The following is a 14,230-nucleotide window of genomic DNA, read 5'->3' as shown; positions in this document are numbered from 1 at the left end:
AAAGACAGCCGTCCAAGTTTCTCCAGAATCATCCGCGTTTCGCGAAATTTCCTTTGCAGAATCGATAGGGCTTTTGGAATAAATCACGACATGATCAAGTGTAATCATAATGTTTATTCTTCTATTGTATATCTAATAGACTGGGATAGGAAAGCTATTATGTATTTCTTCTGGGAAGTGTTTCTTTTAAATGGTATAAATGAATAGTGTCGCACTACAAAACATAATAAATCAGTAATCTTCAGTTTCTATATAGAGAAGATAGTAATCTAATTGGAAGGTGGTTTTTATAATAAATATCATTGAAAAGGCATTTCAGTTTGCGGTGAAAAAGCATAAAGGACAGTGCCGTAAAGGAACAGATATTCCTTACATCACCCATCCTTTTGCAGTCTGCATGATCTTAAAACATCACGGATACAATGATGAAGTGGTAGCTGCAGGTCTGCTTCATGATACGCTCGAAGATACCGACACGACTGAACAGGAACTTCTGTTGCAATTTGGACCCTATATAACGGAACTGGTTCAATCTGCGTCCGAACAGGACAAATCGTTGTCATGGGAAGAAAGGAAGCTGCACACCATAAAAGAACTTCCTGTTCATCATTTGGATCAGTTAGCGGTCATTATCGCTGATAAACTGCATAATATCCGCTCGATACAAGCAGATCTGGATGAAACGGGCGATACGGTTTGGCGGCGTTTTAACCGGGGGAAGCGTGAACAGTCCTGGTATTACATGAGCCTGCTGAATGCTTTGGCATCTGTGAAGAAACAAATGCCGCTGTTGCGTATACTTGATGCGGAAGCAAAACGGATTTTCATTGGGACGGAAAAATTGACGAATGAGAAAATCAATCTGATTTTTAAAACAGTGTATGATCTGTCAGAGGAACTTGAAGAAGAATTAGAAAAAACGGGTCTGCTCCATTTTGTGAACGAAGTACGGGAGGATGCTGAGGTGCTGTATAGAAGAGGAAGTTTTGAACCGTTGCGACCGCTTATGGAAGAGTTGGAGCATCGGGGAATCAGCTTTGAGATGAACTCGGACGGTCCTTTCATTTTGCTGGCGTTTTGCAATGAACTGCAATACCGTCTGGGCTGGCAGGCGGATGAACTGCATCGCCACGTTAAACGAAATCTTTCGAAACTATAAATGACTGCAACCGGTGAGGATATCACGATTAGAAAACCCGCACTCGTTTCCTACTCCTTACCACATATACTCATTGAGTCGACGAAGTAGTAGGTGAAAGGTAGCAGGCTGATACCTATAGTTTTTGATGAATAATAGGTGCTTAGCAGAGCGGAAGTGTATGTATGAGATATTAAAATATGCGGCACGGACTGCTGTACCAGTGGTTACCGACTTATCTTTACATATTTGAAATTCCTTTTCATATGGTATAATTAAGCAATACAATTCTGGAACACACAGGATGTTAGAGTTAGAAAAAAGGTGGAGCACTATGACGATAGAAGAAAAAAATCAAACAGCCGAAATGAAAGCGCTGAAAGAAAAGATAAAATTATATGAAAAACTTATTGAAGATTTATCTGCACCAATCATTCCTTCTATCGTACCCGAGACGTTTTTAGTTCCGCTGACTGGAGCTCTATCCGTTGAACGCTTTATGCATATACAGGATAAAATCGTTCAAAAAATCGGTGACAATATTGTAAATACGGTGGTCATTGATTTTACTGATATTAGCACTCTCGCAATTGAGGAAAATATGGGGTATGAGCTGTTAAGTGAAAAGATTGATGAGCTGATCAGTGTTCTGAAGCTGATGGGCACCGAAACAATTTTTGTAGGATTTTCACCTGACTTTGCACAGAATTTAATTCTGTCTAACGTGTCAGGTTTTAGTAAGATTAAGGCATTTACCACATTCCGAATGGGACTTCAATATTTACTGGCTCAAAAAGGAATGGAGATTGTGCAAGTAAAGAAATAAAAACAGCTTCGCTTCAAACAGTAGTTTGGGGCGGAGCTGTTTTTTGAGCATTAATAAGACTGTATTTCAGATTGCACGTAATGATATAACAGCTGCAGTGTATTTCTTAGTGAATCTTCATGCGTGCGTTCAAAGGCATGGGACGAATCAATGCCCGGCCCAATTAAGCCGTGGATAATATCATGTCCTGCTCTGATGGCTGCCGATGCGTCTGAACCATAGTAAGGATAGATATCCAGCTTATATTCGATGTCGTTTTTATTCGCCAGATCAACCAAGTGATTACGAAGTCCGTAATGATATGGACCGCTCGCATCTTTCGCGCAAATAGACACGGTATATTCATCTGTTGACTGACCGTCCCCCATGGCGCCCATATCGACAGCTAGATACTCGATTGTTTCGGGAGGGATATTGGAGTTGCCTCCATAGCCGATCTCTTCGTTATTCGAAATCAGGAAATGTGTTGTATATGGCAAAATGATGTTTTCATTTTTCATCTGTTTAATGAGCTGCAAGAGGATCGCTACACTTGCCTTGTCGTCTAAGTGGCGGGATTTAATGAAGCCATTATCACAAATTTCCACCCGCGGATCGAGGGAAACAAAATCACCAACTTCGATACCGAGCTCCCGTACTTCGTCAGCGGTCTTTACTTTCGCGTCAATGCGCACTTCCATATTGACCTGGTTTCTTTCCGCTTTGCCGGCATCTTTATATACATGAACAGAAGTCTGATGCATTAATATGGTTCCCGTAATTATGTTGCCTGAAGCGGTATGGATCTTGCAATACTCGCCTTCAATCGAATGAAAGTTATATCCGCCAATTAAATCGAGCCGCAGACGTCCATTGCTTTTGACTTCTTTCACCATGGCACCAAGCGTGTCAACGTGAGCCGTCAGCATGCGATGTTCTTTTTCATTTTTGCCGGGCAATGTAGCAATCAGCCCGCCTTTGCGGTTCCGCTTTGTTTCCACGCCGTACTCTTGCAATAACTCTTCAACAAATGAAATCACTTGTTTTGTATAGCCGGACGGGCTTGGGATAGATACCAGCTGCTGTATGAGTTTCTTTGTTTCCGTTGTATCGGGTTGATATGTCATATGTATTCTCCTCTACTAGTGCATCTTCTAAATAAGTGTAACGCGTAAGTTGCATTGCTACAACGATTTACAACGCGCAGACTGCTATAATTATTGGACATAAAAAAGAATCTGATTATGAATCCAGATTCTCTTCCCCTGTCATTTTTATGTATGAAGAGAGGGGGGGGGATGATGATGATTCAAAAAAACAAAAGAGCTTCATTCGAATGAAACTATTAAGTGGTTAGAAATACAGCGATTTGTTTGAAATAAGATGCTTCGTGAGGTACGAAGTGTTCCAACCCTATATCTGTAGATTCGCCGCTACGTATGTTTTGACAGGTGACTTTCCGGATTTCCTGCGAGCATAGTTGAATAAACAGATCTTTACGGACAGTATAGATTCCTTCCACTTCATCTTTTTGCAGGACAAAGTCTGCCGGTGCAAATGTATCTTCATATAAAAAGACGTTAGCAAATTCATAATCGTGAAAGTCCGGCAGCTCAATAATATCTTTGACCGCTCCCTGCGCCTGCAGTTTAGTGTGGTCGACATCAATTCCGAGCTCTTCATTCACTTCGCGTAATCCATCTTCAACTGTTTCATCGGCTAGAATATGTCCCGCAGCTGTGATATCGAACAAGCTGGGGAAGTCCTTTTTCTCACAGCTTCTTTTCTGCAGATACACGGACTGCCCGTCGATCAGCCAGCAATGAATCGTTTCATGCCAATGGCCTTCGCGATGTGCAGTATCTCTGCTTTCATTTCGCAAATAGGTATAATTTTCATCAAAGATTTTGATTTCTTCCATATAGATCACTTCCTCTTGTGCAGTATATAGCAATATGAAAATAAACTCAGCGAATAGTGTCTTTGTGAAAAATACAAGGCGTTATTTTCATTGATCTTCAGAATATCAGAGCGAAATGATATTAATATAATAAAATTGCGTATACAATAGAACAGAATAGATAAAATAAGATCTGCATTATAAAGGAGATGGCACCATGGATTTTAAAAACATTACAGTTGCAGGCGGCGGAGTACTGGGAAGTCAAATCGCATTTCAGACAGCGTACAAAGGATTTAATGTAAATCTATACGATATTAATGACGAGGCACTAGCTAAAGCGAAAGAGCGAATTACTAATTTAAAGCCCTATTATAAAGCTGATTTGGGCATTACAGATGAAGCATTCGAGGAAGGTTTTAAACGGTTATCATTTAACAGCGATCTTAGCGAAGCAGTAAAGGATGCAGACTTGGTGATCGAAGCAATTCCTGAAGTACCCAAAATCAAGACACCGTTTTACGAGGAGCTTGGCAAAGTTGCTCCTGAAAAAACGGTATTTGTGACGAATTCCTCTACACTGTTGCCAAGTCAATTCGCAGAGGCGACTGGACGTCCCGGAAAGTTCCTGGCACTGCATTTTGCCAATGAAATCTGGAAGAACAATACAGCGGAAGTAATGAAGCACGCTGGAACTGAGCAGGTGAACTTTGACAGAGTGATGGAATTTGCAAAGGCAATCGGAATGGTCGCACTGCCACTTCAAAAAGAGCAGCCTGGCTACATTTTGAATTCCTTGCTCGTCCCATTTTTGGATGCAGCAGAGTTATTGCTTGTTAAAGAAGTATCTGATGTCCATACAATCGATAAAACGTGGATGATTGCGACAGGCGCACCGATGGGACCATTTGCGATTCTAGACGTTGTGGGCATTACAACTGCCTACAATATCGTTCGTGCAAAAGCGGAAGCGACTGGTAAGGACGAGTTCAAGCAGCTTGTCGAGCTGTTGAAGACGGAGTATATCGACAAAGGCAAGCTTGGACGTGAAACAGGAGAAGGTTTCTATAAATACCCAAACCCTGCTTTCATGGAAAAAGATTTCTTGAAGTAACATGTACTGATCTGAAAAAAATGAGTAACCCTCTTTCATCTGAACTTGATGCAAGAGGGTTTTTTTATGCTTTCAACGGATAGTAGTACTTTCATTCGAAAGGTCATTGTTAGTAGTCAAGATTCCGCAGGGATTTATGATAGAATTACTCTATGAATTCAGAAAGCGAGTGATCATGATGATAATGGATATGGCATGTAGTACCTTACAAAATACAGAGGTGAAGAAAGGGTAAATAACTCTGTCTGACAACCTCTACTTGCAAAATTAAATTACGGAGGTTATGGATGATGTCTTTTAGTTATTATGGAGAACTGTGTACGGAAGTTTACGATGTAACGAAACCTGTTGGCCACTCTTTTGGTAATGAAATCACCTATTACAAGGAGAGGCTTGCTGATTGCAAAGGACGTATTCTAGAAGCGATGGTTGGATCAGGACGAGTGATGATTCCGCTTCTTGAAGCAGGTCTTCGTATCGAGGGAGCAGATTATTCTCAGGATATGCTGGATCTTTGTCGAAAGAGATGTGAAGAGCGGGAGTTAGAACCCACTTTATATGAAGCTGATTTGTTGAATCTTTCATTGCCTAATGAATATGGCGCAATTATCATTCCGGCAGGATCGTTCCAATTAATTGAAAATCGTGAGGATGCAATGGAAGTGCTAAAGAATTTGTATAAGCATCTTCTGCCGGGAGGAAAGCTGATGCTGGACTTATTTCTACCCGAACCTAAATTTGAAGATGTTGGAACGTTTTCAGGTACTTCTGCCTTTTCATTGCCAAATGGAGATACTATCACTTTGGAGGAAAAGTTAATTGAAGCTGATCTGTTCAATCAACGTAAAGTTTCCCATTTGAAATATGAAAAGTGGCGCGAAGGTAAATTGATTCAAACTGAATTACAGCATTTTTCTATACGCTGGTATGGAGTAGAGGAATTCAAACTTATTCTTCAAAGTATCGGGTTTACAGAAATTATTATTTCGGCAGATTTCCAACATGGTACACCACCGTCAAATCACAAGCAAACCTATACATTTGAAGCTGTAAAGTAACGGAAAACACCTGACCTATAATGGTTCGGGTGTTTTCTTTTTAGTAAAGTGTTATCCATAATTCCAGCCTCCACTTCCTTGAAAGATCCATTCCACTGCTCAAGTTATATAATTGTTGTTCATTATACGGAGAATGGTACTGTCTATCTAACGAAAACTTAAATGATATTCATAAAAATCTCTCGAATGATGTGCTATTATGGAAAAAACAGTATGAATAGAGAAGTTCGAAAAGAGGAAGAAACCCATGGCGATTTCCTATAGGAGATGTCCGAAGTGCAATTCGACAGATACGATGCCTATTTTATACGGAGAACCTGCAGAGTATCTCGGTTCGTATGACAAGAAAGTAAAGCTTGGCGGCTGTATGGTCTCGCCTGATGATAAAGAATATTATTGTGACACTTGCGAAAATGAATGGACGAAAGAGCAGGCAATAGACGCAGCATATAGAAAGATTAAAGGAATTCATGCTGAGGTCGGTGGCTATATGATCCATTCATATCGTGCAGAGATAGATCTGGCAGGACGAGAAGTGTTGTGGGAGAAAACAGGGTACATGGAAGAAAAATTTATACGCACAATAGAAGATAGAGAAGCAAAACATTTCATCAGTCAATTAAAGCTGATCGATTTTCTGAACTGGAAATCTTCCTATATTGAACCGTATATTCTTGACGGTACGCAGTGGAGTATTGAAGTGATTCGTGAAGGTCGTACGATAAAAAAATATGGCAGTAATGCGTATCCAACTTCGTGGCTGTTGTTTTGTGAACTGCTCAGCAATATCACTATGAGAGAATTTGGATGACAGGAGAGAGGATACAGCATGATAAAGAAATTAGCGGTACTCACGGCGGTAACCATTTTACTGCTGGCCGGCTGCGGTAAAAACAAAGTAGATGAATCCACTGCAGAAGCTTATATTACGAAGGCGAAAGAAGCCGTGACGTTATTAAATGAACAAAACTTTGATGAACTGCGGGCTATGTTTGATGAAACAATGAAAGATGCGCTGACAGTGGAGCAGCTGCAGCAGACGGTCGAAGCTTTAAAGGAATCAGGCGAATTTTCAAAATTTGGAGATGGATCTGTCAGTAAGCGGGAAAGCTATTATGTGACAATACTTCCAGCTGAATATACGAAAGATCAGCGTGTCTATGAAATAACGTTTGATGAACAGCAGCGGCTGGCTGCATTGTATGTGAAGTAAGGGAAATCCTGAATATAAGTAGCTTGATCTGCAAGCCATTTGGCTTTCATTGCGGATCAGGCTTTTTTGTTGTGATTTCGTCTGTACAGCAACATCTTGGCAACAACTTTCTAGTAAACTAAAGGAAACGTGTGGTTTGTAAAAAGGAGATTGAAACAATGGAGATTGATCGAACGATACTGATCATTGAGGATGAAGAATCCATATTGGATATTCTTGCTTATGCGCTGCGAAAAGAAGGCTTTCGTGTGCACGGTGCAGCGACAGGTCAGCAGGGACTTCAGCTGTTTGACGGAATCGCGCCTGATCTGGTCATATTGGATTTAATGCTGCCAGACATGACGGGATTTGATATTTGCAAAAGACTTACCGTTACGAGTAATGTGCCGATTCTCATGCTGACTGCGCGAGATGATGTGGTGGATAAAATCATTGGTCTGGAACTTGGGGCAGACGATTATATGACCAAGCCGTTTGATGTTCGCGAGGTGATAGCCCGTGTCAAAGTGCTTCTTCGCCGGCAGCAAAAAGTATCCTTGTCCTCTTACATAAATATTACTGATCATATACGAATTGAACCGCGTTCTCATACGGTTTTGAAAGACGGACAGGCAGTTATGCTGAAGCCGAAGGAATATGAATTGCTGCTGTTATTTGCGCAGAACAGAAACCGGGTGTTTTCGCGGGAGGAAATCCTCGATACCGTTTGGGATTATGCGTATGACGGAGATATCCGGACTGTCGATGTCCATGTGCAACGTGTGAGAAAAAAGCTGAATGATCCCCGTTACCCGTCCGTAATTGAAACGGTTTTTGGTGTCGGATATAAGATGAAGGGAGAGTAAGCGAATGAAATGGACCATTCGAAAGAAGTTCTTGATCGGTTATTTTATCTTGTTTACTCTCGCGGCATTTTTTGTACAGCAGATCATGAAAGATTCATTGGAAGGGAACAGCCAGGCGCTCATAGAGAGTGATATGGCAAAGCTGCAGCATACAACGCGCGAATACAGTAAACAGTTTTCTCAGATTCATTCGGCAGAGACAGATTTATTTTCAGTGTATGGCAGCAAACTCGCTCAGGAATTAAGCAAGTTACAGAAACAAAGTGTTGCGCTGTACGGTCCAGATGGGAGTTTCATCTATGAGACGGTTCCGGTTGATCAGCCGCTGCTTATAGAGAATCAGGTATATCAAACGAATAGTCAGGAAGCGGATTATCCTGAATTGAAGGCAGCTTTCGCAAATCAAGCGTCTTTTACCCGGCAAGATACAGACAATGGAACGTTAATTTATTTTGCTTACCCTTTGTATATTCAAGATGAATTTATTGGTGTTCTTCGCTTTACCGCTGATTATACGGATCTTTTTGAACGGAATGACAGCGTGCTGAAAAGTTTTACCTTCCTGATCATTTCATTATTCGTCGGGGTATTCCTCATTTCATTCGTCATCACAACGCAGATTACGAAGCCGTTGATTCGATTAACTAAAGCGACGAAGCAGGTGGCGGAGGGCAATTATCAGGCGAAGGTCCGTGTGAATTCAAAAGACGAACTGGCAGTGCTTGCGACAAATTTTAATGAAATGCAGCAAAATATCGAGCGGCATATCGACAAGGTGGAAGAGGAAAAAGATAAAGTTCTCTTACTCGGGAAGACGCGGACTACATTTTTCAATAACGTCACGCATGAACTGAAAACTCCTTTGGCGACGATTTCGGGCTATGCGCAGATTATAGGGGAACCGGACTTTGATGACCCCGAATTTTTACGTAAAGCAACAAAGAAAATCCGTTTGGAGAGTGAGCGAATGAATCGGATGGTTATTGACTTAATCGAACTGTCGAAAAGTGAGACAGATGTTGTGCTGAAAGAACGGACACCCATACCTATCTTGCCGCTGGTTACATCGCTTTGTGAAGACATGGGCATGGAAGCAAAAAAAGAGCAGATGATTATTGAAATAGAAGGCGGGGATTTTATCGTCTTCGGCAATCAGGATGAGTTGAGGCAGATTTTCATTAACGTCTTGGATAACGCAGTCAAATACGGTCTTCCTGATTCGGTGATTTGTGTTGTACTATCTGGATCTGCTGTCACGGTAAGCAATACAAGTACCCCGGTTCCAGAACGAATTGCAAAGCAGGTCTTTGATCCGTTTATTCACACTAAAGGAATTGGCAGCAGCGGGCTGGGACTGACCATTGCGAAACAGCTGACTGAAAGACATGGCGGTACAATTTCTTTCGATGATCAGGACGGGAATGTTGAGGTTTCTATCGTTTTTCCTAATCGGCAACAAGTCGGCAACAACTCATGAACGAATGGCAATATCCTTTGTGTAAGCTAGCGTTATACACAAAAAGGAGGAAGAAAATATGAATGCTAATACAGGTAAAGCACTGCTGTTGGTTGCTGCATTGAGTTTGCTGGCGGGAGGATGTTCCATGCCGGGAGAAGCAAAAACGCAAGGAACGACAGTTGTGATCAATGACGACGTGAAATTAGAAAGTGCGCTGGCTGACGGAAGCCTGGAGGTTGAAAGGCAGCCGGATGTTGAAGTTGTGAAAAGAATCTCTCATGCACCCTTTGATCAGCCTATCAACAAAGACATGGTCACATACAATGAAAACGGTCTGCTCTATTCGTTGGATTTATCGCAGGGGACAGAAAAGAAAGTGGCGGATCGTGAAGCGTTTATGGTATCAGAAAATGGAAAATGGGCACTTTCTTATGATAATAAAGCACAAGAAGTGTATGCCCATAATCTACTAAATGGAGACAAAAAGTTGCTCGAAAACGCTGGACCGGATGAGATTTTATTTGTAGATGAAGACATTTTCTATTACCACTATAAAAAAGAGATGATTGTCCGGTTTGATCCTGAAATCAACCAGAGTCAGACATGGGGGATGAGCAGATTTCAGGATTATGTACTGAACTATATAGAAAAAGAAAATGATGTCTATTATATTGTTGCGAGCAGTGAAAAAGATGGTTATGGAATCTATCGACTTCAGGAAGACGGTACGATTGAAAATGTATTTAGTTTCCAAGGAGAAGGAAAAGAAATAAGTGATTTTTCAAGACTTCAAGATGGATCATTTCTTTTTCAAGGTATGATCGATAGTGAATTGGGGATTTTTTATTGGGATAAGCAAACTAAAAATGTGAGAAAGCTATTGGCAGGCGGTGAAGATGAAGAAGGTAAGTGGAACAGTACTTACAAGCTTTCGCCTGATGAAAGCAAAATTCTGTATGATACGCCCGTGCAAGTTGGTGGCGAGTACCGATCCAATGTCTATATGGCGGAACTGGTTGACGGAAAACTGGTCAATAGCACGCGGATTATGGAAAACGTAGATAAGTACGGCGTGATTTCATATTCGGGGGGATGGAGCGCGGATTCTAAAACAGCCTATGTGAAAACGAGTTTGGGAAAGGAAGATGTGGTAGGGAACATCGCTGTATTTCAGGTGGAAGAATAGCAAACCCCTGTAAACTTGAAATTCAGGTTTTACTAATGGTAAACAGTGATTCTGCGCTATGCAACGGATTGTCGAATCGGGGCAAGTATGAAGACCGCTCTGCACAGTCATTAGCACATGCCTCGCTAAAGTAAAAAGTATATGTTAGAAGTTATATTTAAATAGTTGACACAAAAACAAGTCTGCTATAAAATAATCGTTAACTGATAATATATTATAGTTTACTAAAAGGGGATTACAGGGGATGACTGATTCAAGTTCGAGATTAAAAATGATGATTGTATCTGCGTTATTTGCAGCAATTATAGGGATCATGGCACAGCTGACCATCCCATTGCCACTCGTGCCGATTACCGGTCAAACACTGGCAGTTGGGTTAGCCGCAACAATTCTTGGTTCGCGCTATGGAACGATTTCAGTACTCGTGTATTTGATGATGGGGGCTGTAGGGATTCCTGTATTTTCAGGTATGTCTTCAGGATTGGGTGTTATCTTTGGCCCGACTGGCGGTTTCCTAATCGGATTTATTCCGGCGGCATTTATTACGGGGTACTATATGGAGCGTACTAGTTTTACTTTGCCACAAGCACTGGTTGCAAATATTATTGCCATGTTCGTTACGCTGATCTTCGGAACAGTTTGGCTGAAATTCGTGGCTGAACTATCCTGGACAGCCGCATTTATGGCGGGATTCGTACCGTTCTTAATTGGCGGTTTCATCAAGGCTTTCTTGGCAGCATGGGCTGGAATTCTAGTCCGTGGACGCCTGTTGGCTAATCGATTGTTGATCGCATGAATCAAAAGGGCACCTGATCTACAATGAATCATTCGTTGTAGATCAGGTGCCCTTTTATCGTTTTACAGTGCAGTTGCTTGGCGCAGATCCAGTACTTTTTTCAAAGACTGAAGATTAGCTTCTGGCAAAGGAAGTATAGGTAAACGCACACTGCCCACTTGAATTCCCTTTAAATTCAAAGCGGCTTTAACAGGTGAAGGGTTGGGCGCAGCGAACATTTCCTTTATGATTGGCAGCAGACGACGGTGTTCTCGTGCGGCCTCTTGCAAATTACCAGCCTTGAAATTCTGGATCATCGACTGCATTTCATTGCCGATGACGTGTGCAGAAACGGAGACGACACCCGCTCCACCAATAGCAAGAACAGGAAGTGTCAGCCCGTCATCACCGCTGTATAAAGTGAAATTCTCAGGTGTAGACTCAATGATCGTAGCCATCGCTTCTAAGTTTCCACTTGCTTCTTTTACAGTGACGATATTTGGCACTTTAGCCAGACGGATAATCGTTGCTGGTTCCATATTCACAGCACTGCGTCCGGGAATGTTGTAAAGCATGACGGGCAATGCAGTCGTTTCAGCAATTGTTTTGAAATGCTGATACAGTCCTTCCTGACATGGCTTATTATAGTAAGGCGTAACGAGCATGATCCCGTCGACTCCTGCGTTTTCCGCATGCCTTGTCAGTTCAATAGATTCTTTCGTTCCGTTCGTGCCTGTACCCGCAATGACCGGTACTCTTCCTGCAGTGATCTGTACCGTGAACTTGAATAATTCAACTTTCTCTTCAAGTGTTAGTGTAGGGGACTCTCCAGTTGTTCCTGAGATAACCAGGCTGTCAGAACCATTAGCGATTAAGTGATTGATTAAATTTTCCGTGGCTGCGAAATCAATTTCTCCTCTTTCATCAAAAGGAGTTACCATAGCTGTTACAATCTGTCCGAAATTCATCTGTTCTCCACATCCTATCTTTTTATTAAAAAAACATAGCGGGTGGAGGGCGAGTAGATCATTGAACGCAAAAAGCAGCAACGAGGGTCGCTGCTGCTTTGAAATAATGAATTATTCCTCTGCATAAGATAGCCCTCCATATAGTCGCCTATATGACAATTCTGCACTTGTTCAGCCCAGAACCAGCCTAGAGAAAATGAGCTCTCTTCAGCTTCGGCAAATTCCCCTTTCTACAACCTTCATCGGATCTCATCATCCTCGGATTGTATACTGATGGTCTTTGCGCCTCTATCCTTACTTCGAAATCTTCGAAATAAGAGAATGTTTAATTACATACACTCTACCTGTTATCTGTGAGAAAAGCAACCATTGCTTATGAGTTACGATAAACAAGCTCGGATAGCCTTCTGATTTCATTGATAAATGGACATGAAAGGAAGTCAGTAAATCCATATGTTATATAATAAATAGCCAAATCCTATAACTATATATAAAAAAGTGATTTGTAATAGTCTGATGATTAAAATATACTTGCAGTAAGGTAATAGAAAAGTATGAAAATTTTTAAAAGCAACTCACTGTAAAGGAGGCCGTTAAACCATTCTTGCGCTTCATTACCTTACCTGTTACCAAACAGTAAAATGTAAGCGGTTAAATTTACTCATAATGACAACTTTGATTAACTCCAGATTAGCAGTTTAACAGACTAACTATTTTAATAAATAAAAAGGGGGCAATAATATGTGGAAGAAAATGATGATGGGTGCAGCGATGTCGCTGGCATTGGTGGTTGCAGGTTGCGGCAGTGATAGTGATAAGGCAGATGCAGGTTCTTCAGATAAGAAGTATAAAATCACGATTTCTAACTCTGTAGAAGAGGATTCTGCACTTCACAAAGGATTAATGGAATTTAAAGAAGTGGCTGAAGAAAAATCAGACGGCAGATTGCAAGTAGAAGTATTTTCAAATGGGGAGCTGTATGCTTCTGAGCGTGAAGCAATTGAAGCGGTTCAAGCAGGAAATATACAGGCAGCAAGTCCAGCAACAGCGCCTTTGACGAACTTTGTAAAAGAATTTATGGCGCTCGACTTCTTATTTGTATTTGATGATGTGGAAGATGCAAACAGCAAATTAGATGGAGAGCTTGGAAATATCTTGAATTCTAAACTGGAAGAGAATCAGCTGAAAGGTTTAGGTTGGGGCAGTGCAGGTATGACGCAGATGACGAACAACGTGAAGCCGATCGAAACAGTAGAAGATTTCAAAGGCTTGAAACTTCGTACGATGGAAAACAATATTCACTTAGACAGCTTGAAGGCACTCGGTGCGAATCCTCAGCCATACGCATTCGGTGAATTGTACTCTGCACTTCAGCAGAACATCTTTGATGGTATGCAGACAACAGGGCAATTGATCGAGAGCTCTAAAGTGTATGAAGTTCAAGACTATATGACAATCATGAACCACTCGTTTACTGCAGAGGCTCTGGTTATGAACAAAGCGTTCTACGATTCACTTCCTGAAGATCTTCAGAAAGTGGTTGATGAAGCGGGTGCTGCGTTTACAAAGCATGAAAGAGAAGTATCTGTTGAAATGGATACAGCAGCAATGGAGCTTTTAGGTGACACACTGAAAGTAAACACGCTTCCTGAAGAAACAAAACAGGAAATTATCGAAAAGCTAAAGCCGGTATATGACAAGTATGAAAAAGAGATTGGTTCAGACCTAATGGGTTTAGTAAGAGAATAAGAGTATAGTCGTAAAACTTC

Annotated in this window: 14 protein-coding genes and 1 riboswitch; of the genes, 11 read left to right on the top strand and 3 right to left on the bottom strand. The window is 41.4% G+C overall.

The window, feature by feature from the left end; all coding sequences use genetic code 11:
* Nucleotides 1-280: 280 nt before the first annotated feature.
* Together Q1J64_RS14390 and Q1J64_RS14385 are read left to right on the top strand one after the other, a co-directional pair.
* On the top strand, nt 281-1,159 hold the full coding sequence (locus Q1J64_RS14390) for an HD domain-containing protein (RefSeq protein WP_301109786.1): 879 nt from the start codon (nt 281-283) through the stop codon (nt 1,157-1,159).
* A gap of 313 nt (nt 1,160-1,472) precedes the next feature.
* The gene (locus tag Q1J64_RS14385; protein WP_301109785.1) at nt 1,473-1,964 is read left to right on the top strand and encodes an STAS domain-containing protein; all 492 of its coding nucleotides are present in this window, start codon (nt 1,473-1,475) and stop codon (nt 1,962-1,964) included.
* 50 nt (nt 1,965-2,014) lie between these two features.
* Here Q1J64_RS14385 and Q1J64_RS14380 read toward each other — a convergent pair whose 3' ends face one another.
* Both Q1J64_RS14380 and Q1J64_RS14375 read right to left on the bottom strand, forming a co-directional pair.
* Nucleotides 2,015-3,070: a M42 family metallopeptidase gene (locus tag Q1J64_RS14380; protein WP_301109784.1), complete on the bottom strand. Its 1,056-nt coding sequence runs from the start codon at nt 3,068-3,070 to the stop codon at nt 2,015-2,017.
* A gap of 218 nt (nt 3,071-3,288) precedes the next feature.
* The gene (locus Q1J64_RS14375) at nt 3,289-3,864 is read right to left on the bottom strand and encodes an NUDIX hydrolase (protein WP_301109783.1); all 576 of its coding nucleotides are present in this window, start codon (nt 3,862-3,864) and stop codon (nt 3,289-3,291) included.
* 196 nt (nt 3,865-4,060) lie between these two features.
* Here Q1J64_RS14375 and Q1J64_RS14370 point away from each other — a divergent pair, with 196 nt between their 5' ends.
* From Q1J64_RS14370 to Q1J64_RS14335, 8 genes are all read left to right on the top strand, one after another.
* Nucleotides 4,061-4,957 carry a 3-hydroxyacyl-CoA dehydrogenase gene (locus tag Q1J64_RS14370; RefSeq protein WP_301109782.1) on the top strand — a complete coding sequence of 299 codons (897 nt, stop codon included), beginning with the start codon at nt 4,061-4,063 and terminating at the stop codon, nt 4,955-4,957.
* 290 nt (nt 4,958-5,247) lie between these two features.
* Nucleotides 5,248-6,015, top strand: a complete 768-nt coding sequence (locus tag Q1J64_RS14365) for a class I SAM-dependent methyltransferase (protein ID WP_301109802.1) — start codon at nt 5,248-5,250, stop codon at nt 6,013-6,015.
* A gap of 247 nt (nt 6,016-6,262) precedes the next feature.
* Entirely contained in the window at nt 6,263-6,826 is a 564-nt protein-coding gene (locus Q1J64_RS14360) for a hypothetical protein (RefSeq protein WP_301109781.1), read from the top strand.
* Nucleotides 6,827-6,844: 18 nt separating this feature from the next.
* Nucleotides 6,845-7,228, top strand: coding sequence for a DUF3887 domain-containing protein (locus Q1J64_RS14355; protein WP_301109780.1), 384 nt, complete (start codon nt 6,845-6,847; stop codon nt 7,226-7,228).
* Nucleotides 7,229-7,386: 158 nt separating this feature from the next.
* On the top strand, nt 7,387-8,073 hold the full coding sequence (locus tag Q1J64_RS14350; protein ID WP_301109779.1) for a response regulator transcription factor: 687 nt from the start codon (nt 7,387-7,389) through the stop codon (nt 8,071-8,073).
* A 4-nt stretch (nt 8,074-8,077) separates the two neighbouring features.
* A complete protein-coding gene (locus Q1J64_RS14345) occupies nt 8,078-9,550 on the top strand; it encodes a sensor histidine kinase (protein WP_301109778.1) in 1,473 nt (490 codons plus the stop codon).
* Between the two features lie 58 nt (nt 9,551-9,608).
* Nucleotides 9,609-10,718 carry a DUF5050 domain-containing protein gene (locus Q1J64_RS14340; protein ID WP_301109777.1) on the top strand — a complete coding sequence of 370 codons (1,110 nt, stop codon included), beginning with the start codon at nt 9,609-9,611 and terminating at the stop codon, nt 10,716-10,718.
* Nucleotides 10,719-10,962: 244 nt separating this feature from the next.
* On the top strand, nt 10,963-11,514 hold the full coding sequence (locus Q1J64_RS14335) for a biotin transporter BioY (RefSeq protein ID WP_301109776.1): 552 nt from the start codon (nt 10,963-10,965) through the stop codon (nt 11,512-11,514).
* 62 nt (nt 11,515-11,576) lie between these two features.
* On the opposite strand, the gene dapA is transcribed toward Q1J64_RS14335, so the two are convergent.
* Complete coding sequence (gene dapA, locus Q1J64_RS14330) at nt 11,577-12,461, bottom strand: 4-hydroxy-tetrahydrodipicolinate synthase (RefSeq protein WP_301109775.1); 885 nt, start codon at nt 12,459-12,461, stop codon at nt 11,577-11,579.
* A 121-nt stretch (nt 12,462-12,582) separates the two neighbouring features.
* Nucleotides 12,583-12,760, bottom strand: a riboswitch (Lysine riboswitch).
* A gap of 442 nt (nt 12,761-13,202) precedes the next feature.
* Here dapA and Q1J64_RS14325 point away from each other — a divergent pair.
* Entirely contained in the window at nt 13,203-14,210 is a 1,008-nt protein-coding gene (locus tag Q1J64_RS14325) for a TRAP transporter substrate-binding protein (RefSeq protein ID WP_301109774.1), read from the top strand.
* Nucleotides 14,211-14,230 lie beyond the last annotated feature (20 nt).

The organism is Sporosarcina sp. (assembly GCF_029257255.1).
Lineage (GTDB): Bacteria > Bacillota > Bacilli > Bacillales_A > Planococcaceae > Sporosarcina.
The sequence above is the reverse complement of the archived record's forward strand: the minus strand, read 5'-3'. Positions and strand labels throughout refer to the sequence as shown.

What these genes read in the sequence shown, in the direction of transcription:
- dapA (WP_301109775.1), bottom strand. Translation starts at nt 12,461, where the DNA reads ATGAATTTCGGACAGATTGTAACAGCTATGGTAACTCCTTTTGATGAA.
- Q1J64_RS14365 (WP_301109802.1), top strand. Translation starts at nt 5,248, where the DNA reads ATGTCTTTTAGTTATTATGGAGAACTGTGTACGGAAGTTTACGATGTA.
- Q1J64_RS14355 (WP_301109780.1), top strand. Translation starts at nt 6,845, where the DNA reads ATGATAAAGAAATTAGCGGTACTCACGGCGGTAACCATTTTACTGCTG.
- Q1J64_RS14375 (WP_301109783.1), bottom strand. Translation starts at nt 3,864, where the DNA reads ATGGAAGAAATCAAAATCTTTGATGAAAATTATACCTATTTGCGAAAT.
- Q1J64_RS14340 (WP_301109777.1), top strand. Translation starts at nt 9,609, where the DNA reads ATGAATGCTAATACAGGTAAAGCACTGCTGTTGGTTGCTGCATTGAGT.
- Q1J64_RS14380 (WP_301109784.1), bottom strand. Translation starts at nt 3,070, where the DNA reads ATGACATATCAACCCGATACAACGGAAACAAAGAAACTCATACAGCAG.
- Q1J64_RS14370 (WP_301109782.1), top strand. Translation starts at nt 4,061, where the DNA reads ATGGATTTTAAAAACATTACAGTTGCAGGCGGCGGAGTACTGGGAAGT.
- Q1J64_RS14335 (WP_301109776.1), top strand. Translation starts at nt 10,963, where the DNA reads ATGACTGATTCAAGTTCGAGATTAAAAATGATGATTGTATCTGCGTTA.
- Q1J64_RS14360 (WP_301109781.1), top strand. Translation starts at nt 6,263, where the DNA reads ATGGCGATTTCCTATAGGAGATGTCCGAAGTGCAATTCGACAGATACG.
- Q1J64_RS14385 (WP_301109785.1), top strand. Translation starts at nt 1,473, where the DNA reads ATGACGATAGAAGAAAAAAATCAAACAGCCGAAATGAAAGCGCTGAAA.
- Q1J64_RS14325 (WP_301109774.1), top strand. Translation starts at nt 13,203, where the DNA reads ATGTGGAAGAAAATGATGATGGGTGCAGCGATGTCGCTGGCATTGGTG.
- Q1J64_RS14345 (WP_301109778.1), top strand. Translation starts at nt 8,078, where the DNA reads ATGAAATGGACCATTCGAAAGAAGTTCTTGATCGGTTATTTTATCTTG.
- Q1J64_RS14350 (WP_301109779.1), top strand. Translation starts at nt 7,387, where the DNA reads ATGGAGATTGATCGAACGATACTGATCATTGAGGATGAAGAATCCATA.